The organism is Rathayibacter sp. PhB1 (genome assembly GCF_004362935.1).
Classification (GTDB): Bacteria; Actinomycetota; Actinomycetes; order Actinomycetales; family Microbacteriaceae; genus Rathayibacter; species Rathayibacter festucae.
This window is the reverse complement of the sequence record NZ_SNYD01000002.1, coordinates 142,625-163,353: the sequence shown is the minus strand read 5'-3', so window position 1 is coordinate 163,353 and position 20,729 is coordinate 142,625. Positions and strand designations below refer to the sequence as shown.

Genomic DNA, 20,729 nt, shown 5'->3' with positions numbered 1-20,729 from the left:
CGACCAGCATGGAGCGGTCCTCGCGGGAGGCCGGCCGAGCAGCAGACGACGGCGGTGCACTCCACGCCGGCCGAGCCGTCTGCGACGGCGCTGCGTTTCATGCTGGTCGAGCAGCCCTCGGAGAGGGCGTATCGAGACCCGCCGTCATCAGCACGCCGCTCTGCAGACTCGTCCTTCTGGCCCGGGTGGATCTCGATACGCCCGCGTCGCGGGCTACTCGATCAGCATGCGCTCAACGACGAACGACCGGCGGAGCGGGGCTCCGGCCGGTCGTGCGTCGTAGGAGGGCGCCGCTGGGGCGCCCTGGGATCAGGCCTGCTTCTTGAGGCGGCTGGTCGCGCGGGCGCGGGCGTTGGCGTCCAGCTCGACCTTGCGGATGCGCACGATCTCGGGGGTGACCTCGACGCACTCGTCCTCGCGGGCGAACTCGAGGCACTCCTCGAGCGTCAGCTGGCGCGAGGGCGTCATCGACTCGAACGTGTCGGAGGTGGACTGACGCATGTTGGTCAGCTTCTTCTCCTTGGTGATGTTCACGTCCATGTCGTCGTTGCGCGAGTTCTCGCCGATGACCATGCCCTCGTAGACCTCCTCGGTGGGGTTCACGAAGAAGGTCATCCGCTCCTGGAGCGCGATGATCGCGAACGGCGTCACGACGCCGGTCCGGTCGGCGACGATCGAGCCGTTGTTGCGGGTGACGATGGCGCCGGCCCACGGCTCGTAGCCGTGCAGGATCGCGTTCGCGATGCCGGTGCCGCGGGTCGTGGTGAGGAACTCGGTGCGGAAGCCGATCAGGCCGCGCGAGGGGACGATGAACTCCATGCGGACCCAGCCGGTGCCGTGGTTCGCCATGTTCTCCATGCGGCCCTTGCGAGCGGCGAGGAGCTGCGTGATCGCGCCGAGGTACTCCTCCGGAGCGTCGATGGTGAGGTGCTCGAAGGGCTCGTGCACCTTGCCGTCGACCTGACGGGTGACCACCTGGGGCTTGCCGACCGTGAGCTCGAAGCCCTCGCGGCGCATCTGCTCGACGAGGATGGCCAGCGCGAGCTCGCCGCGGCCCTGGACCTCCCACGAGTCGGGGCGGCCGATGTCGAGGACCTTGAGCGACACGTTTCCGATGAGCTCGCGGTCGAGGCGGTCCTTGACCATGCGCGCGGTGAGCTTGTGGCCCTTGACCTTGCCGACCAGCGGCGAGGTGTTGGTGCCGATGGTCATCGAGATCGCCGGGTCGTCGACCGTGATGGCCGGCAGCGGGCGGATGTCCTCCGGGTCGGCGATGGTCTCGCCGATGGTGATCTCGGGGAAGCCCGCGATCGCGACGATGTCGCCGGGGCCGGCGGTCTCGGCCGGGTAGCGGTCGAGCGCCTTGGTGATCAGCAGCTCGGTGATGCGCGCGTTGGTGTGCGAGCCGTCGTGGTGGACCCAGGCGACCGTCTGGCCCTTCTTGATCGTGCCGTTGAAGACGCGGAGGAGGGCGAGGCGGCCGAGGAACGGCGACGCGTCGAGGTTGGTGACGTGGGCCTGGAGGGGCGCCTCGTCGTCGAAGGTCGGCGCCGGGATGTGCTTGAGGATCGCCTCGAACAGCGGCTCGAGGTCCTCGGCGTCGGGCAGGGTGCCGTCCTCCGGCTTGTTCGCGGAGGCGCGGCCGGCCTTGCCGGACGCGTAGACGACGGGGACGTCGAGGATGGCGTCGAGGTCGAGGTCGGGGACGTCGTCCGCCATGTCGGAGGCGAGGCCGAGGAGCAGGTCCTGGCTCTCGGCGACGACCTCGTCGATGCGGGCATCGGGGCGGTCGGTCTTGTTGACCAGCAGGATGACGGGGAGCTTCGCCTCGAGCGCCTTGCGCAGCACGAAGCGGGTCTGCGGGAGGGGGCCCTCCGACGCGTCGACGAGGAGGCAGACGCCGTCGACCATCGACAGGCCGCGCTCGACCTCGCCGCCGAAGTCGGCGTGGCCGGGGGTGTCGATCACGTTGATGGTGATGGGGCCGTCGACCGCGTGCTTGCCGCTGTAGGACACAGCGGTGTTCTTCGCGAGGATCGTGATGCCCTTCTCGCGCTCGAGCTCGTTCGAGTCCATCGCGCGCTCGTCCACGTGGGCGTGCGCGTCGAAGGAGTTCGTCTGCTTGAGCATGGCGTCCACCAGGGTGGTCTTGCCATGGTCGACGTGGGCGACGATCGCGACGTTGCGCAGGTCGGAGCGGGTGGCACTTGCCATGTGAACGGACTCGTCTCGTGTTCTCGTGCAGTAAGGGGGACCCTCCATCGTACCGCAGGCTCGCGCCGAGACGGCGGAGGGCCCCGTTCCGGGCCGGCGACCCGATGAACATCGGGTGTCGCCGGGCCGGAACGGGGCCCTCGTGGAGTGGATCCGGCGGACTAGACCGCGAACTCGATCCCGGCGCCGGGGATGGCGGCGAGCAGCTCGCGGGTGTACTCCTGCTGCGGCGACTCGAACACGGTGTCGGTCGACGCGTGCTCGACGATCCGGCCCTTCTGCATCACGCAGACGTCGTCGGCGATCACGCGGACCACCGCGAGGTCGTGCGTGATGAACAGGTAGGTCAGCCCGAGCTCGGCCTGCAGATCGGCCAGGAGGCGGAGGATCTGCGCCTGGACGAGCACGTCCAGGGCCGACACCGCCTCGTCGAGCACCACGATCTCGGGCTTGAGCGCGAGCGCGCGGGCGATGGCCACTCGCTGGCGCTGGCCGCCGGAGAGCTCGTTCGGGTAGCGGCTCGCGATGACCCGCGGGAGGGACACCTGGTCGAGCAGCTCGAGCACGCGCTCGCGCTGCGAGGTGCGGTCGCCGACCTTGTGCACCCGCAGCGGCTCGGAGATGGTGTTGCCGATGTTGTGCAGCGGGTCGAGCGAGCCGTACGGGTCCTGGAACACCGGCTGCATCGAGCGCCGCAGCGCCAGCATCTCCTTGCCGCGGAGCTTCTCGGTCCGACGGCCGTCGATCGAGATCGCGCCGGACGTCGCCGTCTCGAGACCGAGCACGAGGCGGGCGATCGTCGACTTGCCCGAGCCCGACTCCCCCACGAGCGCCGTGGTGGTGCCCTTGGGGATCGAGAACGACACGTCGTCGACGGCCGTGAAGTCCTCGGCCTTCAGCCCGCCGCGGCGGATCTTGAAGACCTTGGTGAGCCCGTCGAGCTCGATCATCGGCCGCGCGGTGGTGGTCGCCGCACCGTGGTGGGCGCCGGCCGCGCCGACCAGGTCGACCTCGCGGACGGCCTCGGACTCGCCGGGCACCGCCTCGGTGGCCTTCCCGGCGGTCGACTGGATGCGGCGCGAGGCGAGGCTCGGCGCCGCGGCGATCAGGCGCTGCGTGTAGGGGTGCTGCGGGTTCTGCAGCACCTCCACCGAGGCGCCCGACTCCACGATCCGGCCCTTGTACATCACGATGAGCTTCTCGGCGCGCTCGGCGGCGAGGCCCAGGTCGTGCGTGATGAAGAGCAGCGCGGTGCCGTCGGTCCTCGTCAGGGTCTCGAGGTGGTCGAGGATGCGCCGCTGCACGGTCACGTCGAGCGCCGAGGTGGGCTCGTCCGCGATCAGCAGCTGCGGCGACGCGGCCAGGCCGATGCCGATCAGCACCCGCTGGCGCATGCCGCCGGAGAACTGGTGCGGGAACTGCTTGAGACGCTTCTCGGCGTCCGCGAGTCCGGCGTTCTGCAGGACCTCGATCGCCTTGGCGCGGACCTCCTTGCGGCCGGAGGCGAGGCCGTTGGCCTTGATCGTCTCCTCGACCTGGAAGCCGACCGACCAGACCGGGTTGAGGTTGGACATCGGGTCCTGCGGCACGTAGCCGATCCGGCGGCCGCGGATGTCCTCCAGCTCGGTCCTGGTCGCCTTCGCGAGGTCCTTGCCGTCGAACAGGACGGAGCCGCCGGTGACCGTGCCGGTGCCGGGGAGCAGGCCGATGATCGCCGCGGCGGTCGTCGACTTGCCGGAGCCGGACTCGCCGACGATCGCGACGGTCTGGCCGTGCTCGATCGTCAGACTGACGCCGCGGAGTGCGGGGACCAGTCCGCTGCCGGTCTGGAAGCCGACCTCGAGGTCGGTGACCTGGAGCAGTGGCCCCTGCGGGGTGCTCGGTGTCGTGGACGTCATCGGAGGGCCCTCGCCTTCGGGTCGAGCGCGTCGCGGAGCGACTCGCCCAGGAGGATGAAGCTCAGCACCGTCACCGTCAGCGCGATCGACGGGTAGATCAGCGTCTGCGGGTTGGTGCGCAGGTCGCGCTGCGCCTGGCTGATGTCGTTGCCCCAGGACATCACCGAGCCGGGCAGGCCGACGCCGAGGAACGACAGCGTCGCCTCCGCGGTGATGGCGGCGCCGAGCGAGATGGTCGTGACGACGATGACGGGGGCGATCGAGTTCGGCAGCACGTGCCGGAAGAGGATCGCCATCTTGGACAGGCCCGTCGCGGTGGCGGCGCCGACGAAGTCGGACTGCTTGACGCGGAGGACCTCGGAGCGCAGCACGCGCGCCGTCGTCGGCCAGGCGAACGCTCCGATCGCCAGGGCGATGACGAAGACGTTCCGGTAGGCCGAGAAGACCGACATGATGACGACCGCGGCGAGGATGTAGGGGATCGAGAAGAAGATGTCGCCGAGGCGCATGATCACGGTGTCGACCCAGCCGCCGAAGAAGCCGGCCAGCGCGCCGCCGATGACGCCGGAGACGGTCGTGATGACGATCACGATCAGACCGACGGTCAGCGACGTGGACGTGCCGTGGATGATGCGCGAGAAGACGTCGCAGCCCTGCTTGGTGTAGCCGAGCAGGCTGCCGCCGCCCGGGCCCTGGTTGCTGAACGAGAGCGCGCACTGCCGCGGGTCCACCGAGGTGAACAGGCCGGGGAGCAGGGCGACCGCGATGATCACGACGATCATCACGCCGGAGATCCAGAACATCGGGCGCTTGCGCAGGTCGCGCCAGGCGTCGGTCCAGAGGTTGCTGGGCTTCTCGTCGAGGCTGACCGCGTCGACGGACGCGATCGGCGTCTCCTCGAGCGGGGCGACGAAGTGGTCGATGCGGCGGGCCTTCTGCGCGCCGCCGGAGAACTCATTTGGCATAGCGGATCCTCGGGTCGAGTACGGCGTAGAGCAGGTCGACGAGGATGTTCACCACGAGGTAGAACAGCACCATGACCGTGACGAAGGAGACGACGGTCGGTCGCTCCCCTCGGATGATCGCCTGGTAGAGCGTGTTCCCGACGCCGGGAACGTTGAAGATGCCCTCGGTCACGGTGGCACCGACGATCAGGAGGCCGAAGTCGGCTCCGAACTGCGTGGTGACCGGGATCAGCGAGTTGCGCAGGACGTGCACAGGGATGACGCGACGACGCGAGAGTCCCTTGCTGTACGCGGTGCGCACGAAGTCCGAGCCGGCGGTCTCGATGACCGAGCCGCGGGTCAGGCGGATCGCCGAGGCGACCACGAACAGCGCGAGCACGATCGCCGGGAGCAGGAGCCTCTGGAACGACGCGTCGGCACCGACCGTCGGAGGGAACCAGCCCAGCTGGATCGCGAAGAACGACTGCGCGATGAAGCAGAGCACGAAGATCGGCACCGAGACGAGCAGGAGGCTGACGACCAGGGCGCTCGCGTCGAAGAAGCTGCCCTTGCGCAGTCCGCTGATGAGGCCGATGGTCAGCGCCACGACGATCTCGATGATGATGGCCATCATCGCGAGGGTCAGGGTCACCGGGAAGGTGCGGGCGAGGATCTCGTTGACCGACTGGCCCGAGAACGAGATGCCGAAGTCGCCGCGGACGACGCCTCCCAGGTAGTACAGGTACTGGACGATGAACGGCTCGTTCAGGTGGTACTGCTCCTCGAGGCGGGCGAGGAGCGCGGGGCTCGGCGTCTTGTCGCCGAAGAGCGACAGGAGCGGGTTCCCCGGCATGGAGAAGACCATGAAGTAGATGAGGAACGTGGTGCCGATGAGCACGGGGACGGCTTGCAGGATGCGTCGGACGATGTAGGCGAGCATGTCAGCCCAGCCGGTTCCGGAGTCGCATGGATGGGGACCTCATTCGATTGTGACCGAAACAGGGCGCTCCGCCCGTGCCGTGACCTGGTGGCCGGCGGCACGGGCGAAGCGCCCCAGTGGTTCGAGCTTAGTTCTTGGTGATCTCGTAGTAGAGCGGCACCGAGTTCCAGCCGAACTCGACGTTCGACACGCCCTCGCCGTAGCCGCCGGTCACGTTCGCGTACCAGAGCGGCAGCGCCGGGAGGTCGGTGAGGAGGGTCTCCTGCGCCTGCTGGAACGTGGTGTTCGCAGCGTCGGTGTCGGCGTCGGAGAGGCCCGAGGCGACGAGAGCGTCGAACTCGGGGTTCGAGTAGTCGCCGTCGTTCGACGAGGCGCCGGTCACGTAGAGCGGTCCGAGGAAGTTGTAGAGGCTCGGGTAGTCGGCCTGCCAACCGGTGCGGAACGCCGTCTCGATCGAGCGGTCGACGATCTTGGTGCGCGCCTCGGCGAAGGTCGGGTAGGCGTCGCCCTCGGCCTCGATGCCCAGCGTGTTCTTGATCGAGTTGGTCACCGCGTCGACCCAGCCCTGGTGGCCGCCGTCCGCGTTGTAGGCGATCTTGAAGGTGCCGTCCCAGGGGCTGATCGCGTCGGCCTGAGCCCACAGCGCCTTGGCCTCGTCGGGGTTGTACTCGAGCACGTCGGCGCCCTCGAGGGAGTCGCTGTAGCCGTCGATCACCGGGGAGGTGAAGTCGGAGGCGGGGGTGCGGGTGCCCTCGAAGATCACGTCGGTGATCTCCTTACGGTCGAAGGCCATCGAGATGGCCTGACGGCGCAGCTGGCCCTCCTCACCGCTGAAGTGCGCGAGGCGCTCCGGGATGGTGAAGGACTGGAAGATCGCGGCGGGCTGGTTGACGGCCCGGTCGCCGAGGTCGCTCTCGAAGGTGCCGAAGGCGGAGTCCGGGATCTGGTCGACCACGTCGACGTTGCCGCCGAGGAGGTCGGCGTAGGACGCGTCCTGGGTGGCGTAGAAGACGATCTTCAGACCGCCGTTCTGCGCCTCGCGGGGACCGGAGTAGTCCTCGTTCTTGACCAGGTCGATCTGGACGTCGTGCTGCCACGCGTCGTCGCCGGCCAGCTTGTACGGGCCGTTGCCGATCGGGTTCTCGCCGAACGCGGCCATGTCGTCGAACGCGACGGCGGGCAGCGGGTAGTACGCCGAGTAGCCGAGGCTGATCGGGAAGTCCGACTGCGGGGACTTGAGCGCCACGGTGAAGGTGGTGTCGTCCACGGCCTTGAGGCCGGTGAGCTCGCTGTCCTCGGTGTCGCTGTAGCCCTCGAAGTTCGCGAAGAACGACGAGCTGAGCTGGTTGTTCGAGAGCTTCGCGCCGTAGTTCCAGGCGTCGATGAAGGAGCTCGAGGTCACCGGGTCGCCGTTCGTGAACGTCAGGCCGTCCTTGATGGTGATGGTGTAGTTCTGCGCGTCGTCCGACTCGATCGACTCGGCGACGTCGTTGTTCGGCGCCCCCTCGGCGTCGTAGTAGACCAGGCCCGCGAAGATCTCGTCGAGGATCTTGCCGCCGCCCACCTCGTTGGTGTTGGTCGGGACCAGCGGGTTCTGCGGCTCCGAGCCGTTGGTGGAGATGATCGCGGCGGTGTCGCCGCTCGCGTCTCCCCCGCCCGAGTCGTTCGAGCTGCTGCAGCCGGCCAGGACCAGCGTGCTCGCGGCGACGAGCGCCAGAGCTCCGAGGCCGTAACGTCTGATTTTCACAATTCCTCCAGTGGTGTGGGGGCGCGCGAGAAGTGGTTTCCCTGACGCGTGGAGTGCCGTGCGCGTGGCGACGACGTCGGCGCGCGAGACTGGTGGCCACCGCGCGAATGCCTCCGTCGAGACTATGTATCGACTGCCTATCGCCACAAAACGATGAGGAAACCGTTACACAGCGGTAACCAGGAGGTGGAATCCTTGCGCGGATTCGCACGAAACGTGCGTCTGCGCGTCGTTCCGCGCACACCAGCGAATCCGAGGAAGGGGCCCGCGTGTCCACCGCTCCCCCAGCGTCCGCACAGTCCCGGGGCCGGATCGGGGCGGAGATCCTCCTGGTCCTCGGGCTCTCCCTCGGGGCGTCGGCGGTCTACTCCGTCGTCTCGATCGCCAACAAGCTCACCCGCTCGGTCTCGCTCGGGCAGCAGTCGACGACCATCAACGGGGCGCTCAGCGACCGGCCGGCCTTCGACCTGATCTACCAGCTGCTCGCGCTGTTCTTCGACCTCGTGCCGGTGCTGCTCTGCGTCTTCCTGCTCTGGCAGGGCGGCCGGCGTCCGCTCGGGCGGCTCGGGCTCGACCTGAACCGGCCGCTCCCCGACCTCGGCTCGGGAGTCGTGCTCGCGGTGGCGATCGGCGCACCCGGCATCGGTCTGTACGCGCTCGGGCGGGCGCTCGGGATCACGGTCGCGGTGGTCGCGTCACCGCTGGACGCCTACTGGTGGACGGTGCCCGTGCTGGTGCTCTCGGCGATCCGGGCGGGGGTGCAGGAGGAGGTGATCATGATCGGCTACCTCTTCGCGCGCCTGGGCGATCTCGGCTGGGGGCGCTGGAGGATCCTGTTCGCGAGCGCCCTGCTGCGGGGCAGCTACCACCTGTACCAGGGCATCGGGCCGTTCATCGGCAACGTGATCATGGGCGTGGTCTTCGGGCTGTTCTACCAGCGCTTCGGGCGGACGCTGCCGCTGGTGATCGCCCACTCGATCATCGACATCGTGTCGTTCGTGGGCTACCCGCTGGCGGTCGCCCTCTGGCCGGAGCTCTTCGCGGCGCCGGCGCCGCAGCCGACGCCCTCCGTCACTCCGACCCCCTGACGACCCTCGTCGTCCGACACCGAGACGATCCGTCACGGACGATCGTGTCGAGAGAGCGGACACGACCGTCCGCGACGGATCGTCGGCGGGCGTCAGGCGCTGATCAGGCGAAGGCCTCGATCGGCGGGCAGGCGCAGACGAGGTTGCGGTCGCCGTAGGCCTGGTCGACGCGGCGGACCGGCGGCCAGTACTTGCCGCGCACCAGCGAGCGGACCGGGTAGACGGCCTCCTCGCGGCTGTACGGGTGCGACCACTCGGCGTCGACGAGGCACTCCGCGGTGTGCGGGGCGCCCCGCAGCGGGTTGTCGTCCACCGGCCACTCCCCCGCGCCGACACGGTCGGCCTCGGCCTTGATGCCGATCATCGCGTCGATGAAGCGGTCGATCTCGGCGAGGTCCTCGCTCTCGGTCGGCTCGACCATCAGCGTGCCCGCGACGGGGAAGCTCATCGTCGGCGCGTGGAAGCCGTAGTCGACGAGGCGCTTGGCGACGTCGTCCACGGTCACTCCGGTGGCCGCGGTGAGCGGGCGGATGTCGAGGATGCACTCGTGCGCGACGAGGCCGCTGCCGCCGGTGTAGAGCACCGGGTAGTGCTCGCGGAGGCGGGCGGCGACGTAGTTGGCCGAGAGGACGGCCGCGCCGGTGGCGGCGCGCAGGCCGTCCTCGCCCATCATCCGGGCATAGGCCCACGAGATCGGCAGGATGCCGGGGCTGCCGTACGGTGCCGCCGAGACGGGCGCGCCGCCGTGGACGACGGTGTCGCCGTGCTGGCCGACGGAGTGCTCGAGCCGCTGCGCGAGCGGGTGGCCCGGCAGGAACGGCGCGAGGTGCGCCTTCGCGGCGACCGGGCCGACGCCGGGGCCGCCGCCGCCGTGCGGGATGCAGAACGTCTTGTGCAGGTTGAGGTGCGAGACGTCGCCGCCGAAGTCGCCGAAGCGGGCGAAGCCGAGCAGCGCGTTGAGGTTCGCGCCGTCGACGTAGACCTGGCCGCCGGCCTCGTGCACGAGCCGGCAGATCTCGGCGACCTCGTGCTCGTAGACGCCGTGGGTGGACGGGTAGGTGATCATCAGGGCGGCGAGGCCCTCGGCGTGCTCCGCGATCTTGGCGCGCAGGTCGTCGAGGTCGACGTTGCCGAGCTCGTCGCAGGCGACGACCACGACGCGCATGCCGGCGAGGACCGCGCTGGCCGCGTTCGTCCCGTGGGCGCTCGAGGGGATGAGGCAGACGGTGCGCGCCTCGTCGCCGCGCGAGCGGTGGTAGCCGCGGATCGCGAGGAGCCCGGCGAGCTCGCCCTGCGAGCCGGCGTTGGGCTGCAGCGAGACGGAGTCGTAGCCGGTGAGGTGCGCGAGCCAGCGCTCGAGCTGGTCGACCAGGGCGAGGGAGCCCTCGACGTCGGCCTCGGGCGCGAAGGGGTGCAGACCGGCGAACTCGGGCCAGCTGACCGCCTCCATCTCGGCGGCGGCGTTGAGCTTCATCGTGCAGGAGCCCAGCGGGATCATGCCGCGGTCCAGCGCGTAGTCGGCGTCGGCAAGGCGCTTGAGGTAGCGCATCATCGAGGTCTCGCTGCGGTGCGTGTTGAAGACGGGGTGCACCAGGAACGGCGTGGTCCGCTCCAGCGCACCGGGGATGCTGCGCGCGGCGCCGGCGAGGACGCCGTGCCGGGCGTCGAGGTCGCCGATCGCGACGGCGACCGCCACGACCTCCTCCGGGGTCACCGTCTCGTCGAGGGCGACCGCGACGGTGTCCGCGTCGACGAGGCGCAGGTCGAAGCCGGCCTCGCGGGCGCGGGCGACGGCCGCCTCCGCGCCCTGCGGGACGACGACCGCGACGGTGTCGAAGAAGTCGGCGTGCCGGAGCGCGTGACCGCGGTCGAGCAGGAGGCGGGCCAGCAGCGCGGCACGGGAGTGCACCTGCTCGGCGATCCGGGCCAGGCCGTCCGGCCCGTGGTAGACCGCGTACATCGCGGCCATCACGGCGAGCAGGACCTGCGCGGTGCAGATGTTCGAGGTCGCCTTCTCGCGGCGGATGTGCTGCTCGCGCGCCTGCAGCGAGAGCCGGTACGCGGGGTTGCCCGCCGCGTCCTGGCTGACGCCGACCAGGCGTCCGGGCAGCTGGCGCTCGAGGCCCTTGCGGACGGCGAGGTAGCCGGCGTGCGGCCCGCCGAAGCCCATCGGGACGCCGAAGCGCTGGGTGGTGCCCACGGCGACGTCGGCACCGAGCTCGCCCGGCGAGCGGACGAGGGTGAGCGCGAGGAGGTCGGCCGCCACGATCGCGAGACCGCCGTGCGCCTTGACCGCGCCGAGGACGGCGGACGGGTCCCAGAGGTGCCCGGAGGCACCGGGGTACTGCACGAGGGCGCCGAAGGATTCGGGCACGTCGTCCGCGTCGGTGCGCGAGAGCGGCAGCTCGACGATGCGGATGCCCACCGCCTCCGCCCGGCCGCGCAGCAGCGCGAGGGTCTGCGGCAGCGCGTCGGAGTCGACGACGAAGACGTCGGTCTTCGCCTTCGAGGCGCGGCGGGCCAGCAGCATCGCCTCGACGACGGCGGTGCCCTCGTCGAGCATCGAGGCGCCGGCGGTGTCGAGACCGGTGAGGTCGGCGACCATCGTCTGGAAGTTGATCAGCGCCTCGAGCCGGCCCTGCGAGATCTCGGGCTGGTACGGGGTGTAGGCCGTGTACCAGCTCGGGTTCTCGAGGACGTTGCGCTTGATCACGGCCGGGGTGAGCGTGCCGTGGTAGCCGAGGCCGATCAGCGGGCGGCGGAGGGTGTTGCGCGCGGCGAGGGCGCGCAGCTCGGCCAGCGCCTCGGCCTCGGTGGCCGGCGCGGGGAGCACCGGCGCGAGGTCGCGGACGTGGATCGACTCGGGGACGGCGGCCTCGACCAGCGCGTCGACGGAGTCGTAGCCGAGGGCGGCGAGCATGGTGCGCTGGGCGTCGGCGTCGGTCCCGATGTGGCGGGACTCGAACTCACCGGGGGTGCGGGCCGCCATCTACTCGCCCACCAGCTCGTCGTAGGCGGCGGCGTCGAGCAGGCCGTCGGGCAGCGCGTCGAAGCGCACCTTGATCAGCCAGCCGTCGCCGAAGGGGTCGGCGTTGACCAGCTCCGGGCTGTCGACGACCGCGGTGTTGGTCTCGAGGACCTCGCCGTCGACGGGCGCGAACAGCTCGCCGACCGACTTGGTCGACTCGATCTCGCCGACGACGGAGCCGCCCTCGACCCGCGTGCCCGCCTCGGGCAGCTCGACGAAGACGACGTCGCCGAGCTTGTCGGCGGCGTAGGCGGTGATGCCGACGGTCGCGGTCTCGCCCTCGACCAGGATCCACTCGTGGTCGGAGGTGTACTGGAGCTCGGTGGGAACGGCCATGGTCAGTTCTTCTTTCTGGAGTAGAAGGGGAGCTCGGTGACGGTCATCGGGAGCCGGCTGCCGCGGATGTCGACGGAGACGACGCTGCCGGGCTGCGCGGAGGCCGGCGCGACGTAGGCCATCGCGATCGGCACGCCGAGGGTGGGCGAGAGGATGCCGCTGGTGACGACGCCGATCACGTCGTCGTCGGGGCCGTGGACGCTGTAGTCGGCGCGGGCGGCGCGGCGGCCCTCGCCGATCAGGCCGACGAGCACAGGAGCGTCGCCGGAGGGGCCCTCCTCGCTGGCCGCGCGGCCGACGAAGTCGATCGGCTTGCCGAGGGCGACGACGCGGCCCAGGCCGGCCTGCGCCGGGAAGACGTCGCGGGAGAGCTCGTGGCCGTAGAGCGGCATGCCCGCCTCGAGGCGGAGGGTGTCGCGCGCGGCGAGCCCGGCGGGGACGAGGCCCGCGCCCGCGCCCGTCTCGGCGAGCGCCTCCCAGAGCGCGGGGGCGGTGTCGGGGGCGACGTAGATCTCGAAGCCGTCCTCGCCGGTGTAGCCGGTGCGGGCGATCAGGATCGGGTGCGCCTCGAAGGTGCCGGGGACGGCGCGGTAGTAGCGCAGCTCCTCGAGCAGGCGGGCGGCGTCGTCGGTGTCGAGCACCGACTCCTCGCCGCGGTCGACCTCGATCGCGAGGCCCTGCACGTTCTGCAGGATCTCCAGCGAGCGCGGGCCCTGGATCGCGATCAGCGCGACGTCATCGCTCTCGTCGTAGAGCTCGCACTCGAACATCGCGGTGCGGTCGCGCAGCTGCTCGGCGACCACGTGGCGGTTGGCGGCGTTCGCGACGACCATGAAGCGGTCCTCGCCGGTGCGGTAGACGACGAGGTCGTCGATCACGCCGCCGGTGCGGTCGAGCAGGAGGGTGTACTTCGCGCGGCCGACGGCGACGGCGGAGAGGTCGCTCGCGAGCGCGTAGTCGAGGGCGTCCACCGCCTCGGGTCCGACGACGAGGATCTCGCCCATGTGGGAGAGGTCGAAGAGGCCCGCCGCGGTGCGAACCGCGTGGTGCTCGGCGAGGTCGCCGGAGTAGCGGACGGGCATCCACCAGCCGGCGAAGTCGGTGAAGGAGGCGCCGGCGGCGACGTGCACGTCGTGCAGCGGCGAGCGGCGGGGCTCGGTGCTCGGCGCGGTGGCGTCGGGCGAGTCGATCTCGATGCCGCCGGTCTCGGGGGCGCCGGACTCGGCAGGGGTCGTCGGGGCAGAGATGCCTTCGACGGAGTTCTCGTCGACGGAGTTTTCTTCGGACATGTGGGAGTTCTCCAATTCGTCGCAGTGCTGCGCACGCGCCCGCACAGGTCGGTGATGCGTGGCACAGCAGTGCCGTGGGAACTCCCCCTCTGTCGTGGTGCCTGAGAGATTCACGCCGCCCCTCGCGGGGCGATCGCTTTCACCATCGGCGGATCCTCTGCGGATCGCTTTCCAGAGTGGCCAGTTCGACGCGGTACAAGACCTGAGAGATTGGCGGGGAGGCTTGCTCCTTCGGTGCCGACCGGAGTCGGCTCTCCCGCGTCGCGTATGCGGCCCGGTATTCGGTTGTCCGCTCACCCTAGCGGGCGGGTGCGCGCGCTGTCCCTCCCCCTCGCGAGATGCCACTTGTGCACGCTTCTCGCGGCGTGTCGCGTACACAAGTGGCATCTCGCGGCGGGGAGCAGGACGGGTGCCGGGTTGGTGTTCGGGTCGGGGTGACACTAAGCTCGAGGGAGTCGTTAGGGTCAGGGTGACCTTTAGGGGGGTCTCGTGGAGGCAGCAGTGCCGCAGCTCGCGGTGTCGACCGTGATCTTCGCGCTGCGCCCGCATCCGGAGACCGGGGCCGCCGCCGTCTGGATCCCCGTCGTCCGCCGGCTCCGCGATCCGTATCAGGGGCTCTGGGCGCTGCCCGGCGGCCCGCTCCGGCCCGACGAGGACCTCGCCGAGGCGGCGCGCCGCACCCTCCGCGAGACGACGGGCCTCGCGCCGCGCTACCTGGAGCAGCTGTACGCCGTCGGCGGCACCGAGCGCTCCCGCGGCGAGCGCCGGGTGGTGTCGATCGTCTACTGGGCGCTGGTGCGCACCTCCGAGGCCGACGCGGCGATCGTGGACGAGAACGTCGCCTGGCTCTGCACCGATCTGCTGCCCGAGCTGGCCTTCGATCACGGGCTGATCGTCGACTACGCCCTGTGGCGCCTGCGCAACAAGATGGAGTACTCCCGGATCGCGCAGGCCTTCCTCGGCGAGACCTTCACGCTCGCCCAGCTGCGCGAGGTGCACGAGGCCGTCCTGCAGAAGCCCCTCGACCCGGCGAACTTCCGCCGGACGATCGAGGCCTCCAAGACCGTGGTGCCGACCGAGCAGCGACTGACGGGCACCCGTCACCGCCCGCCTCGGCTGTACCGCTACGACGGGTCCGTGGCACTCGTCGACAACGGGCCCCTGCCGGTCTAGCACCGGCCGCCGCCCGCACCAGGCCGCCGCCGACCCCGCACCGGCCGCCGCCCCCGTCCGAACCGCACCATCGAGGAGACACCGTGACATCGGTCGACAGCACCATCCAGCTCATCGAGCGGGGAGCCGCCCCCGGCGCGACCTGCGCACCCGAGCTCGCCGAGGCGCCCTGGGCGTTCGACCTCGGCCTCCCGGCCTACGGACCCGGCGCCTCGCAGGCGGACCCGATCCCGGCGGCGTCGCCCGTGCAGGGCCGCCTCCCCGACGAGTACACCGCGGCGAGCGCCGACGAGCTGCACCGCCGCATCCTCGCGGCGAAGGAGACGCTGGGCGAGCGCGTCGTCGTGCTCGGCCACTTCTACCAGCGCGACGAGGTGGTGCAGTACGCGGACTTCGTCGGCGACTCCTTCCAGCTCGCGAAGGCGGTGGCGAACCGGCCCGACGCCGAGGCCATCGTCTTCTGCGGCGTGCACTTCATGGCCGAGACGGCGGACATCCTCTCCCGGCCGGACCAGGCGGTCATCCTGCCGAACCTCGCCGCGGGCTGCTCGATGGCGGACATGGCCGACATCGACTCGGTCGAGGACGCCTGGGCCGAGCTGACCGAGCTCTACGGCACCGAGCCGGACGCCGACGGCCGGGTGCCGCTGATCCCGGTGACCTACATGAACTCCTCCGCGGCACTGAAGGCCTTCTGCGGACGGAACGGCGGCGTGGTCTGCACCTCGTCGAACGCGACCACCGTGCTCGAGGACGCGTTCGCGCGCGGGCAGCGGGTCCTCTTCTTCCCGGACCAGCACCTCGGCCGCAACACTGCGAAGGCGATGGGCGTGCCGCTCGAGCGGATGCCGATGTGGAACCCGCGGAAGCCGGGCGGCGGCTCGGACGAGGCGACGCTGCTCGACGCGCAGGTCATCCTCTGGCACGGCTTCTGCTCGGTGCACAAGCGCTTCACCGTCGCGCAGATCGAGCGCGCGCGGCTCCAGCACCCGGACGTCCGCGTGATCGTGCACCCGGAGTGCCCGATGGCCGTCGTCGACGCGGCGGACGAGTACGGCTCGACCGACTACATCGTCAAGGCGATCCAGGCGGCGCCGGCGGGCAGCACCTTCGCGATCGGTACCGAGATCAACCTCGTGCAGCGCCTCGCGGTGCAGTACCCGCAGCACACCATCTTCTGCCTCGACGACGTGGTCTGCCCGTGCTCGACGATGTACCGGATCCACCCGGGGTACCTCGCCTGGGTGCTGGAGGGACTGGTCGCGGGGACGGTGCACAACCGGATCTCGGTCGACGACTCCGTGCAGGACCAGGCGCGCGTGGCGCTCGAGCGGATGCTCGCCGCGGTGCCGCCGGCCGGTCCGGCCGCTCCCGCTCCTGCTCCCGTCGCGGGGGTGTGACATGGCCCGCGTCGTCGTGGTCGGCAGCGGGATCGCCGGCCTGGTCGTCGCCCTGCTGGCCTCGCGCCGGCACGAGGTCGTCCTCGTCACCAAGGGCGCGCTCGAGGAGTCGAGCACGCGTGCCGCGCAGGGCGGGATCGCCGCCGTCACCGCGGCAGGAGACTCCGTCGCGCTGCACGTCGAGGACACGCTGACCGCGGGCGCCGGGCTCTGCTCGCGCTCGGCCGTCGAGGTGCTCTGCGCCGAGGGGCCGGCGGCGGTCGCCGCGCTGCAGGCCTGGGGCGTCGGCTTCGACCGCGACGGCGACGACCTCGCCCGCGGGCTGGAGGGGGCGCACTCGCGGCCGCGGATCCTGCACGCCGGCGGCGACGCGACCGGCTCCGCGATCGAGGAGGCGCTCGTCGCCGCGGTGCGCGCGGCCGCGGTCACGGTGCTCGAGGAGACGGTGCTGGTCGACCTGGTGCGCCCGGGAGCCGCCGTGACCGGCGTCGATGTGCTGCGGGACGGCCGGGTCGAGCGGATCGACGCCGACGCGGTCGTCCTCGCGACCGGCGGCGCCGGGCAGCTCTACCGGCACACCACGAACCCCGCGGTGGCGACCGGCGACGGGCTCGCCGCGGCGCTCCGGGCCGGTGCCCAGACGGCCGACCTGGAGTTCTACCAGTTCCACCCGACCTGGCTCGCGCTGGCCGGCGGGTTCCTGGTGTCGGAGGCGGTCCGCGGCGAGGGCGCGGTGCTGCGCGACGCCGCGGGCGAGCGCTTCCTCGTCGGCGTGCACCCGGACGCCGAGCTGGCGCCCCGCGACGTGGTCGCCCGCGCGATCGCCGACCGGATGCTGCTCCAGGGCGGGCTGCCCGTGCACCTCGATGCGCGCGCCATTCCCGCGGACGTGCTCGCGCACCGCTTCCCCACCATCTCGGCCGCCTGCCGGGCGGGCGGACTCTCGCTCGCCGACGACCTCATCCCCGTGACGCCGGCCGCGCACTACTGGATGGGCGGGATCGCCACCGATCTCGACGGGCGGAGCAGCCTCCCCGGGCTCTTCGCCGTGGGCGAGGTCGCCTGCACCGGCGTGCACGGCGCGAACCGGCTGGCGTCGAACAGCCTGCTCGAGGGCGTGGTGTTCGCGCGGCGGGTCGCGGCGGCGCTCGACGGACCGCCCGCGGTGCCCTCGACCGAGGCGCCGGAGCCCTCCGCCCTCGTGCCGCTCGCGCTCGACCGCGCGCTCCTGCAGGAGACGCTCTGGACCGGCGCAGGTCTCTCGCGCGACGCCGCCGGCCTCGAGACGGCACGGACCTCTCTCGCCGCCGCCCGCTCCCCCGCCGCGCTGTCCCGGGGGACCCTCGAGGACGCGAACCTCCGCGCCTGCGGCCTCGCCCTGATCGACGCCGCCCTCGCCCGCGCCGAGTCGCGCGGCGCCCACCACCGCACCGACCACCCCCACCCCTCGGCGAGCGCCTACCGCGTCGCCGGTACGAGAAAGGTCGCCGTCCCGTGCTGACCCGTCAGAGCATCGAGCGCATCGTCACCCTGGCCCTGGAGGAGGACGCCCCCTGGGGCGACCTCACCTCCGACACCCTGCTGCCCGCCGACGCGACGGCCTCCGCGGCCCTCGTCGCCCGCGAGCCCGGCGTCTTCAGCGGCGGGGCGGTGCTGCTCGGCACCTTCCTGCAGGCCGACTCGCGGATCCGCGTGCAGGACGTCGTCGCGGACGGGACGGTCTTCGCGGCCGGCGATGTCCTCGCGCGGATCGACGGACCGGCCGGCGGAGTGCTGCGCGGCGAGCGCGTGGCACTCAACCTCGTGCAGCGGATGAGCGGCATCGCGACGCTGACCGCGCGCTACGTCGAGGCCGCGGCGGGCACCCGCGCGCGCATCGTCGACACCCGGAAGACCACGCCGGGGCTGCGCGCCCTCGAGCGGCACGCGGTGCGCAGCGGCGGCGGGCACAACCACCGCTTCTCGCTCTCGGACGCGATCCTGGCGAAGGACAACCACCTCGCGATCCTCGCCCAGCGCGGACTCGACCTGACGGAGGCGCTGCTCGCGGCGCGCGCGGCCGTCTCGCACACGACGCACATCGAGGTCGAGGTCGACCGGCTCGAGCAGATCGGCGCGGCCCTGGCCGGCGGCGCCGACACGATCATGCTCGACAACTTCACCCCCGAGCAGCTGGCGCAGGGCGTCGTGCTGATCGGCGGCCGGGCCGTGGTCGAGGCGAGCGGCGGGGTGAACCTCGAGACGGTCCGCGCCATCGCCGAGGCCGGCGTCGACGTGATCTCCGTCGGCGCGCTCACGCACAGCGTCCGCTCGCTCGACCTCGGCCTCGACATCGCGATCGAGGCTCCGGCCGCGTGATCTACCTCGACCACGCGGCGACCTCGCCCGTGCGCCGCGAGGTGCTCGAGGCGATGTGGCCGTTCCTGACCGGCGAGTACGGCAACCCGTCGAGCAGTCACGCGCTGGGCGCGTCGGCGGCGCGTGCGCTGGAGGAGGCGCGGCGGCACGTGGCGCGCTTCCTCGGCGGGCGCGGCTCGGAGGTCCTCTTCACCTCGGGCGGGACGGAGTCGATCAACACGGCGGTCAAGGGCATCGCGCTCGGCGGTCTCGCCGCGGGACGCGGTCGGCACGTCGTGATCTCGGCGATCGAGCACGAGGCGACGGTGGAGTCGGCCGATCATCTGCGGCGGCTGCACGGCTTCGAGGTGTCGGTCGCGCCGGTGGACGGCGCGGGGCGGCTCGACTCGGCGGCGCTCGCCGCACTGCTGAGACCGGACACGGCGCTGGTCTCGGTGCTGGCGGCGAGCAACGAGATCGGCACGCTGCAGGACGTGCCGGCGATCGCGGCGCTCTGCCGGCCGCACCGGATTCCGCTGCACGTGGACGCGGTGCAGGCGGCGGGGTGGATCGACCTGGTCGGACTCGGCGCGGACGCGGTGTCGATCTCGGGGCACAAGCTCGGGGCGCCGAAGGGCGTGGGGGCACTGCTGCTGCGCAGTCGCGTGCCGTTCGAGCCGCTCGTGCACGGCGGCGGTCAGGAGCGGGCGCGGCGCTCGGGGACCGAGAACGTGGCGTTCGCGGTGGCACTCGGGGCGGCGGTGAAGCTCGTGGATCCCGCGCGGGGCGCCCGCGTCTCGGCGGTGCGCGACACGTTCGCGGCGCGGGTGGCGGCGGAGGTGCCGCGGGCCGTGCCGCTCGGGGCGGCGGAGCACCGGCTCCCCTCGATCGCGTCGTTCGTCGTGCCGGGACGCAGCGGCGAGTCGATCCTGCTCGCCCTGGAGGAGCGCGGCGTCGTGGTGTCCAGCGGCTCGGCCTGCGCGGCCGGCCGCGACGAGCCGTCGCCGACGCTCCTGGCGCTCGGGCTCGAGCCGGCCGTCGCCCAGACGGCGGTGCGGTTCAGCTTCGGGGCGGAGTCGACGCCGGCGGACGCGGACGCGGCGGCGGACGCGTTCGCGGCGGTGCTCGCGCGGGCGTAGGGCGCGGCGCGAGTGCACCTCCTCCCTGCTGGTGAGGAGTGGAGCAGGCACACCTCCTCCCTGCTGATCGAGTAGCCCGCGCTGCGGGCGTATCGAGATCCACCACCGTCAGGAGCAGGGCCCTCGAGCCCGCGCGCCGGCGGGGGCGGGTCTCGATACGCCCCTGCGGGGCTACTCGACCAGCATGTCTGCGGGCGTCTCTTCCCAGTAGATCCACCACCGTCCCGAGCAGGGCCCTCAGCGCTCACCTACCGACGGGGCAGTTCTCGAGACGCCCCTGCGGGGCTGCTCGACCAGCATGTGCGTGCGGCCCGACCCACTGACCAGACGTCGTGCGCCGATGTCCTCGAGTTCTTGCGCCGGGAAGGCTCTGGCTGTCGACCGTGCCTAGGGTCCTCCACGGACCAGGACGACGACGATCCTGCAGAAGGACGATCGGTCGGTGTGCAGATGAGGATTCGCGAGCGGACGCCGTCGCCCTCCCGAACCGGCGCCGGGGCGGCGACCGTCCTCGCGGTCGTGACCGCCGTCCTCAGCGGCTGCGCACTCGGACTGCCGCCGATCGATGGATCCGCACCGCCGTCGCCCGCTCCGAGCGCCGTCCCGAGCGTCGACGGACCCGGTCCGGCCGTGCCTCTCGATCTCGAGGAGTTCGATGCGATCAACAGCGCAACGGTCGCGTCGATCGGCGACCCGAGCGGCGCGGATCTGACGCGGGCGCTGGCCGCCGGTGGCGTGGACCGGGCCGGTCTCGAGGTCACGGCCGACGTCACGACCGCCGACAAGAGGGCCGATGCGGTCTTCGTCGCGGTGAGGGTCGGCGACTCCTGCCTCGTGGGTCAGTACCGGCACAAGGCCTCGGGCGAGGACGGCGACCCGAGGTACCTCGGGGCGGTCGTCGCGCCGCTCGCGACCGGTCGGTGCCTGATCGGGGATCCGATTCCCGTCGAGTGACGGGCACTCTTCGAGACGTCGCTGCGCCCTTCATGCTGATCGAGTAGCCCGCAGAGCGGGCGTATCGAGATCCACCGGGGACAGACGAGACGACTGTCGACCTGCCCTGCTGGGGACGGTGGGTCTCGATACGCCCCTGCGGGGCTACTCGACCAGCATGCAGTCGCGACAGGCCCTGCGGGACTGCTCGACCCGCATGCAGTCGCGACAGGCCGTGCGGGACTGCTCGACCCGCATGCAGT

Annotated in this window: 15 protein-coding genes and 1 riboswitch; of the genes, 7 read left to right on the top strand and 8 right to left on the bottom strand. The window is 71.5% G+C overall.

The features are described from left to right. Positions 1-309: 309 nt before the first annotated feature. The 5 genes from typA to EDF17_RS04925 form a co-directional block, all read right to left on the bottom strand. Positions 310-2,214, bottom strand: coding sequence for a translational GTPase TypA (typA, locus tag EDF17_RS04945; RefSeq protein WP_123445448.1), 1,905 nt, complete (start codon positions 2,212-2,214; stop codon positions 310-312). Between the two features lie 161 nt (positions 2,215-2,375). Further along, positions 2,376-4,112, bottom strand: coding sequence for an ABC transporter ATP-binding protein (locus EDF17_RS04940; RefSeq protein ID WP_123445447.1), 1,737 nt, complete (start codon positions 4,110-4,112; stop codon positions 2,376-2,378). Further along, complete coding sequence (locus EDF17_RS04935) at positions 4,109-5,077, bottom strand: ABC transporter permease (RefSeq protein WP_123445446.1); 969 nt, start codon at positions 5,075-5,077, stop codon at positions 4,109-4,111. Before EDF17_RS04935 ends, EDF17_RS04940 begins: the two co-directional genes overlap by 4 nt. Continuing rightward, a complete protein-coding gene (locus tag EDF17_RS04930; protein WP_123445445.1) occupies positions 5,067-5,996 on the bottom strand; it encodes an ABC transporter permease in 930 nt (309 codons plus the stop codon). The genes EDF17_RS04935 and EDF17_RS04930 overlap by 11 nt, the downstream gene beginning before the upstream one ends. Before the next feature lie 127 nt (positions 5,997-6,123). After that, on the bottom strand, positions 6,124-7,743 hold the full coding sequence (locus EDF17_RS04925; RefSeq protein ID WP_123445444.1) for an ABC transporter substrate-binding protein: 1,620 nt from the start codon (positions 7,741-7,743) through the stop codon (positions 6,124-6,126). A 269-nt stretch (positions 7,744-8,012) separates the two neighbouring features. Here EDF17_RS04925 and EDF17_RS04920 point away from each other — a divergent pair, with 269 nt between their 5' ends. Then, the gene (locus tag EDF17_RS04920; protein ID WP_123445443.1) at positions 8,013-8,831 is read left to right on the top strand and encodes a CPBP family intramembrane glutamic endopeptidase; all 819 of its coding nucleotides are present in this window, start codon (positions 8,013-8,015) and stop codon (positions 8,829-8,831) included. Positions 8,832-8,934: 103 nt separating this feature from the next. Here the strand turns inward: EDF17_RS04920 and gcvP are convergent, their stop codons facing one another. The 3 genes from gcvP to gcvT are packed head-to-tail and all read right to left on the bottom strand — an operon-like array spanning position 8,935 to position 13,484. Beyond that, positions 8,935-11,820, bottom strand: a complete 2,886-nt coding sequence (gcvP, locus tag EDF17_RS04915; protein WP_123445442.1) for an aminomethyl-transferring glycine dehydrogenase — start codon at positions 11,818-11,820, stop codon at positions 8,935-8,937. Then, the gene (gcvH, locus tag EDF17_RS04910; protein WP_123445441.1) at positions 11,821-12,195 is read right to left on the bottom strand and encodes a glycine cleavage system protein GcvH; all 375 of its coding nucleotides are present in this window, start codon (positions 12,193-12,195) and stop codon (positions 11,821-11,823) included. Between the two features lie 2 nt (positions 12,196-12,197). Then, positions 12,198-13,484 carry a glycine cleavage system aminomethyltransferase GcvT gene (gene gcvT, locus EDF17_RS04905; RefSeq protein WP_123445440.1) on the bottom strand — a complete coding sequence of 429 codons (1,287 nt, stop codon included), beginning with the start codon at positions 13,482-13,484 and terminating at the stop codon, positions 12,198-12,200. 181 nt (positions 13,485-13,665) lie between these two features. After that, positions 13,666-13,753, bottom strand: a riboswitch (glycine riboswitch). 220 nt (positions 13,754-13,973) lie between these two features. Here gcvT and EDF17_RS04900 point away from each other — a divergent pair. From EDF17_RS04900 to EDF17_RS04875, 6 genes are all read left to right on the top strand, one after another. Then, positions 13,974-14,657: an NUDIX domain-containing protein gene (locus EDF17_RS04900; RefSeq protein ID WP_123445439.1), complete on the top strand. Its 684-nt coding sequence runs from the start codon at positions 13,974-13,976 to the stop codon at positions 14,655-14,657. A gap of 83 nt (positions 14,658-14,740) precedes the next feature. Continuing rightward, positions 14,741-16,057: a quinolinate synthase NadA gene (gene nadA / locus EDF17_RS04895; protein ID WP_123445438.1), complete on the top strand. Its 1,317-nt coding sequence runs from the start codon at positions 14,741-14,743 to the stop codon at positions 16,055-16,057. A 1-nt stretch (position 16,058) separates the two neighbouring features. Then, positions 16,059-17,558 (top strand): L-aspartate oxidase, encoded by a 1,500-nt coding sequence (gene nadB / locus EDF17_RS04890; protein WP_123445437.1) that lies wholly within the window; start codon positions 16,059-16,061, stop codon positions 17,556-17,558. Beyond that, positions 17,552-18,415 carry a carboxylating nicotinate-nucleotide diphosphorylase gene (nadC, locus tag EDF17_RS04885; protein ID WP_123445436.1) on the top strand — a complete coding sequence of 288 codons (864 nt, stop codon included), beginning with the start codon at positions 17,552-17,554 and terminating at the stop codon, positions 18,413-18,415. Before nadB ends, nadC begins: the two co-directional genes overlap by 7 nt. Then, the gene (locus EDF17_RS04880; protein ID WP_123445435.1) at positions 18,412-19,533 is read left to right on the top strand and encodes a cysteine desulfurase family protein; all 1,122 of its coding nucleotides are present in this window, start codon (positions 18,412-18,414) and stop codon (positions 19,531-19,533) included. Before nadC ends, EDF17_RS04880 begins: the two co-directional genes overlap by 4 nt. 450 nt (positions 19,534-19,983) lie before the next feature. Continuing rightward, a complete protein-coding gene (locus EDF17_RS04875) occupies positions 19,984-20,487 on the top strand; it encodes a hypothetical protein (RefSeq protein WP_133671899.1) in 504 nt (167 codons plus the stop codon). Positions 20,488-20,729: the final 242 nt, after the last annotated feature.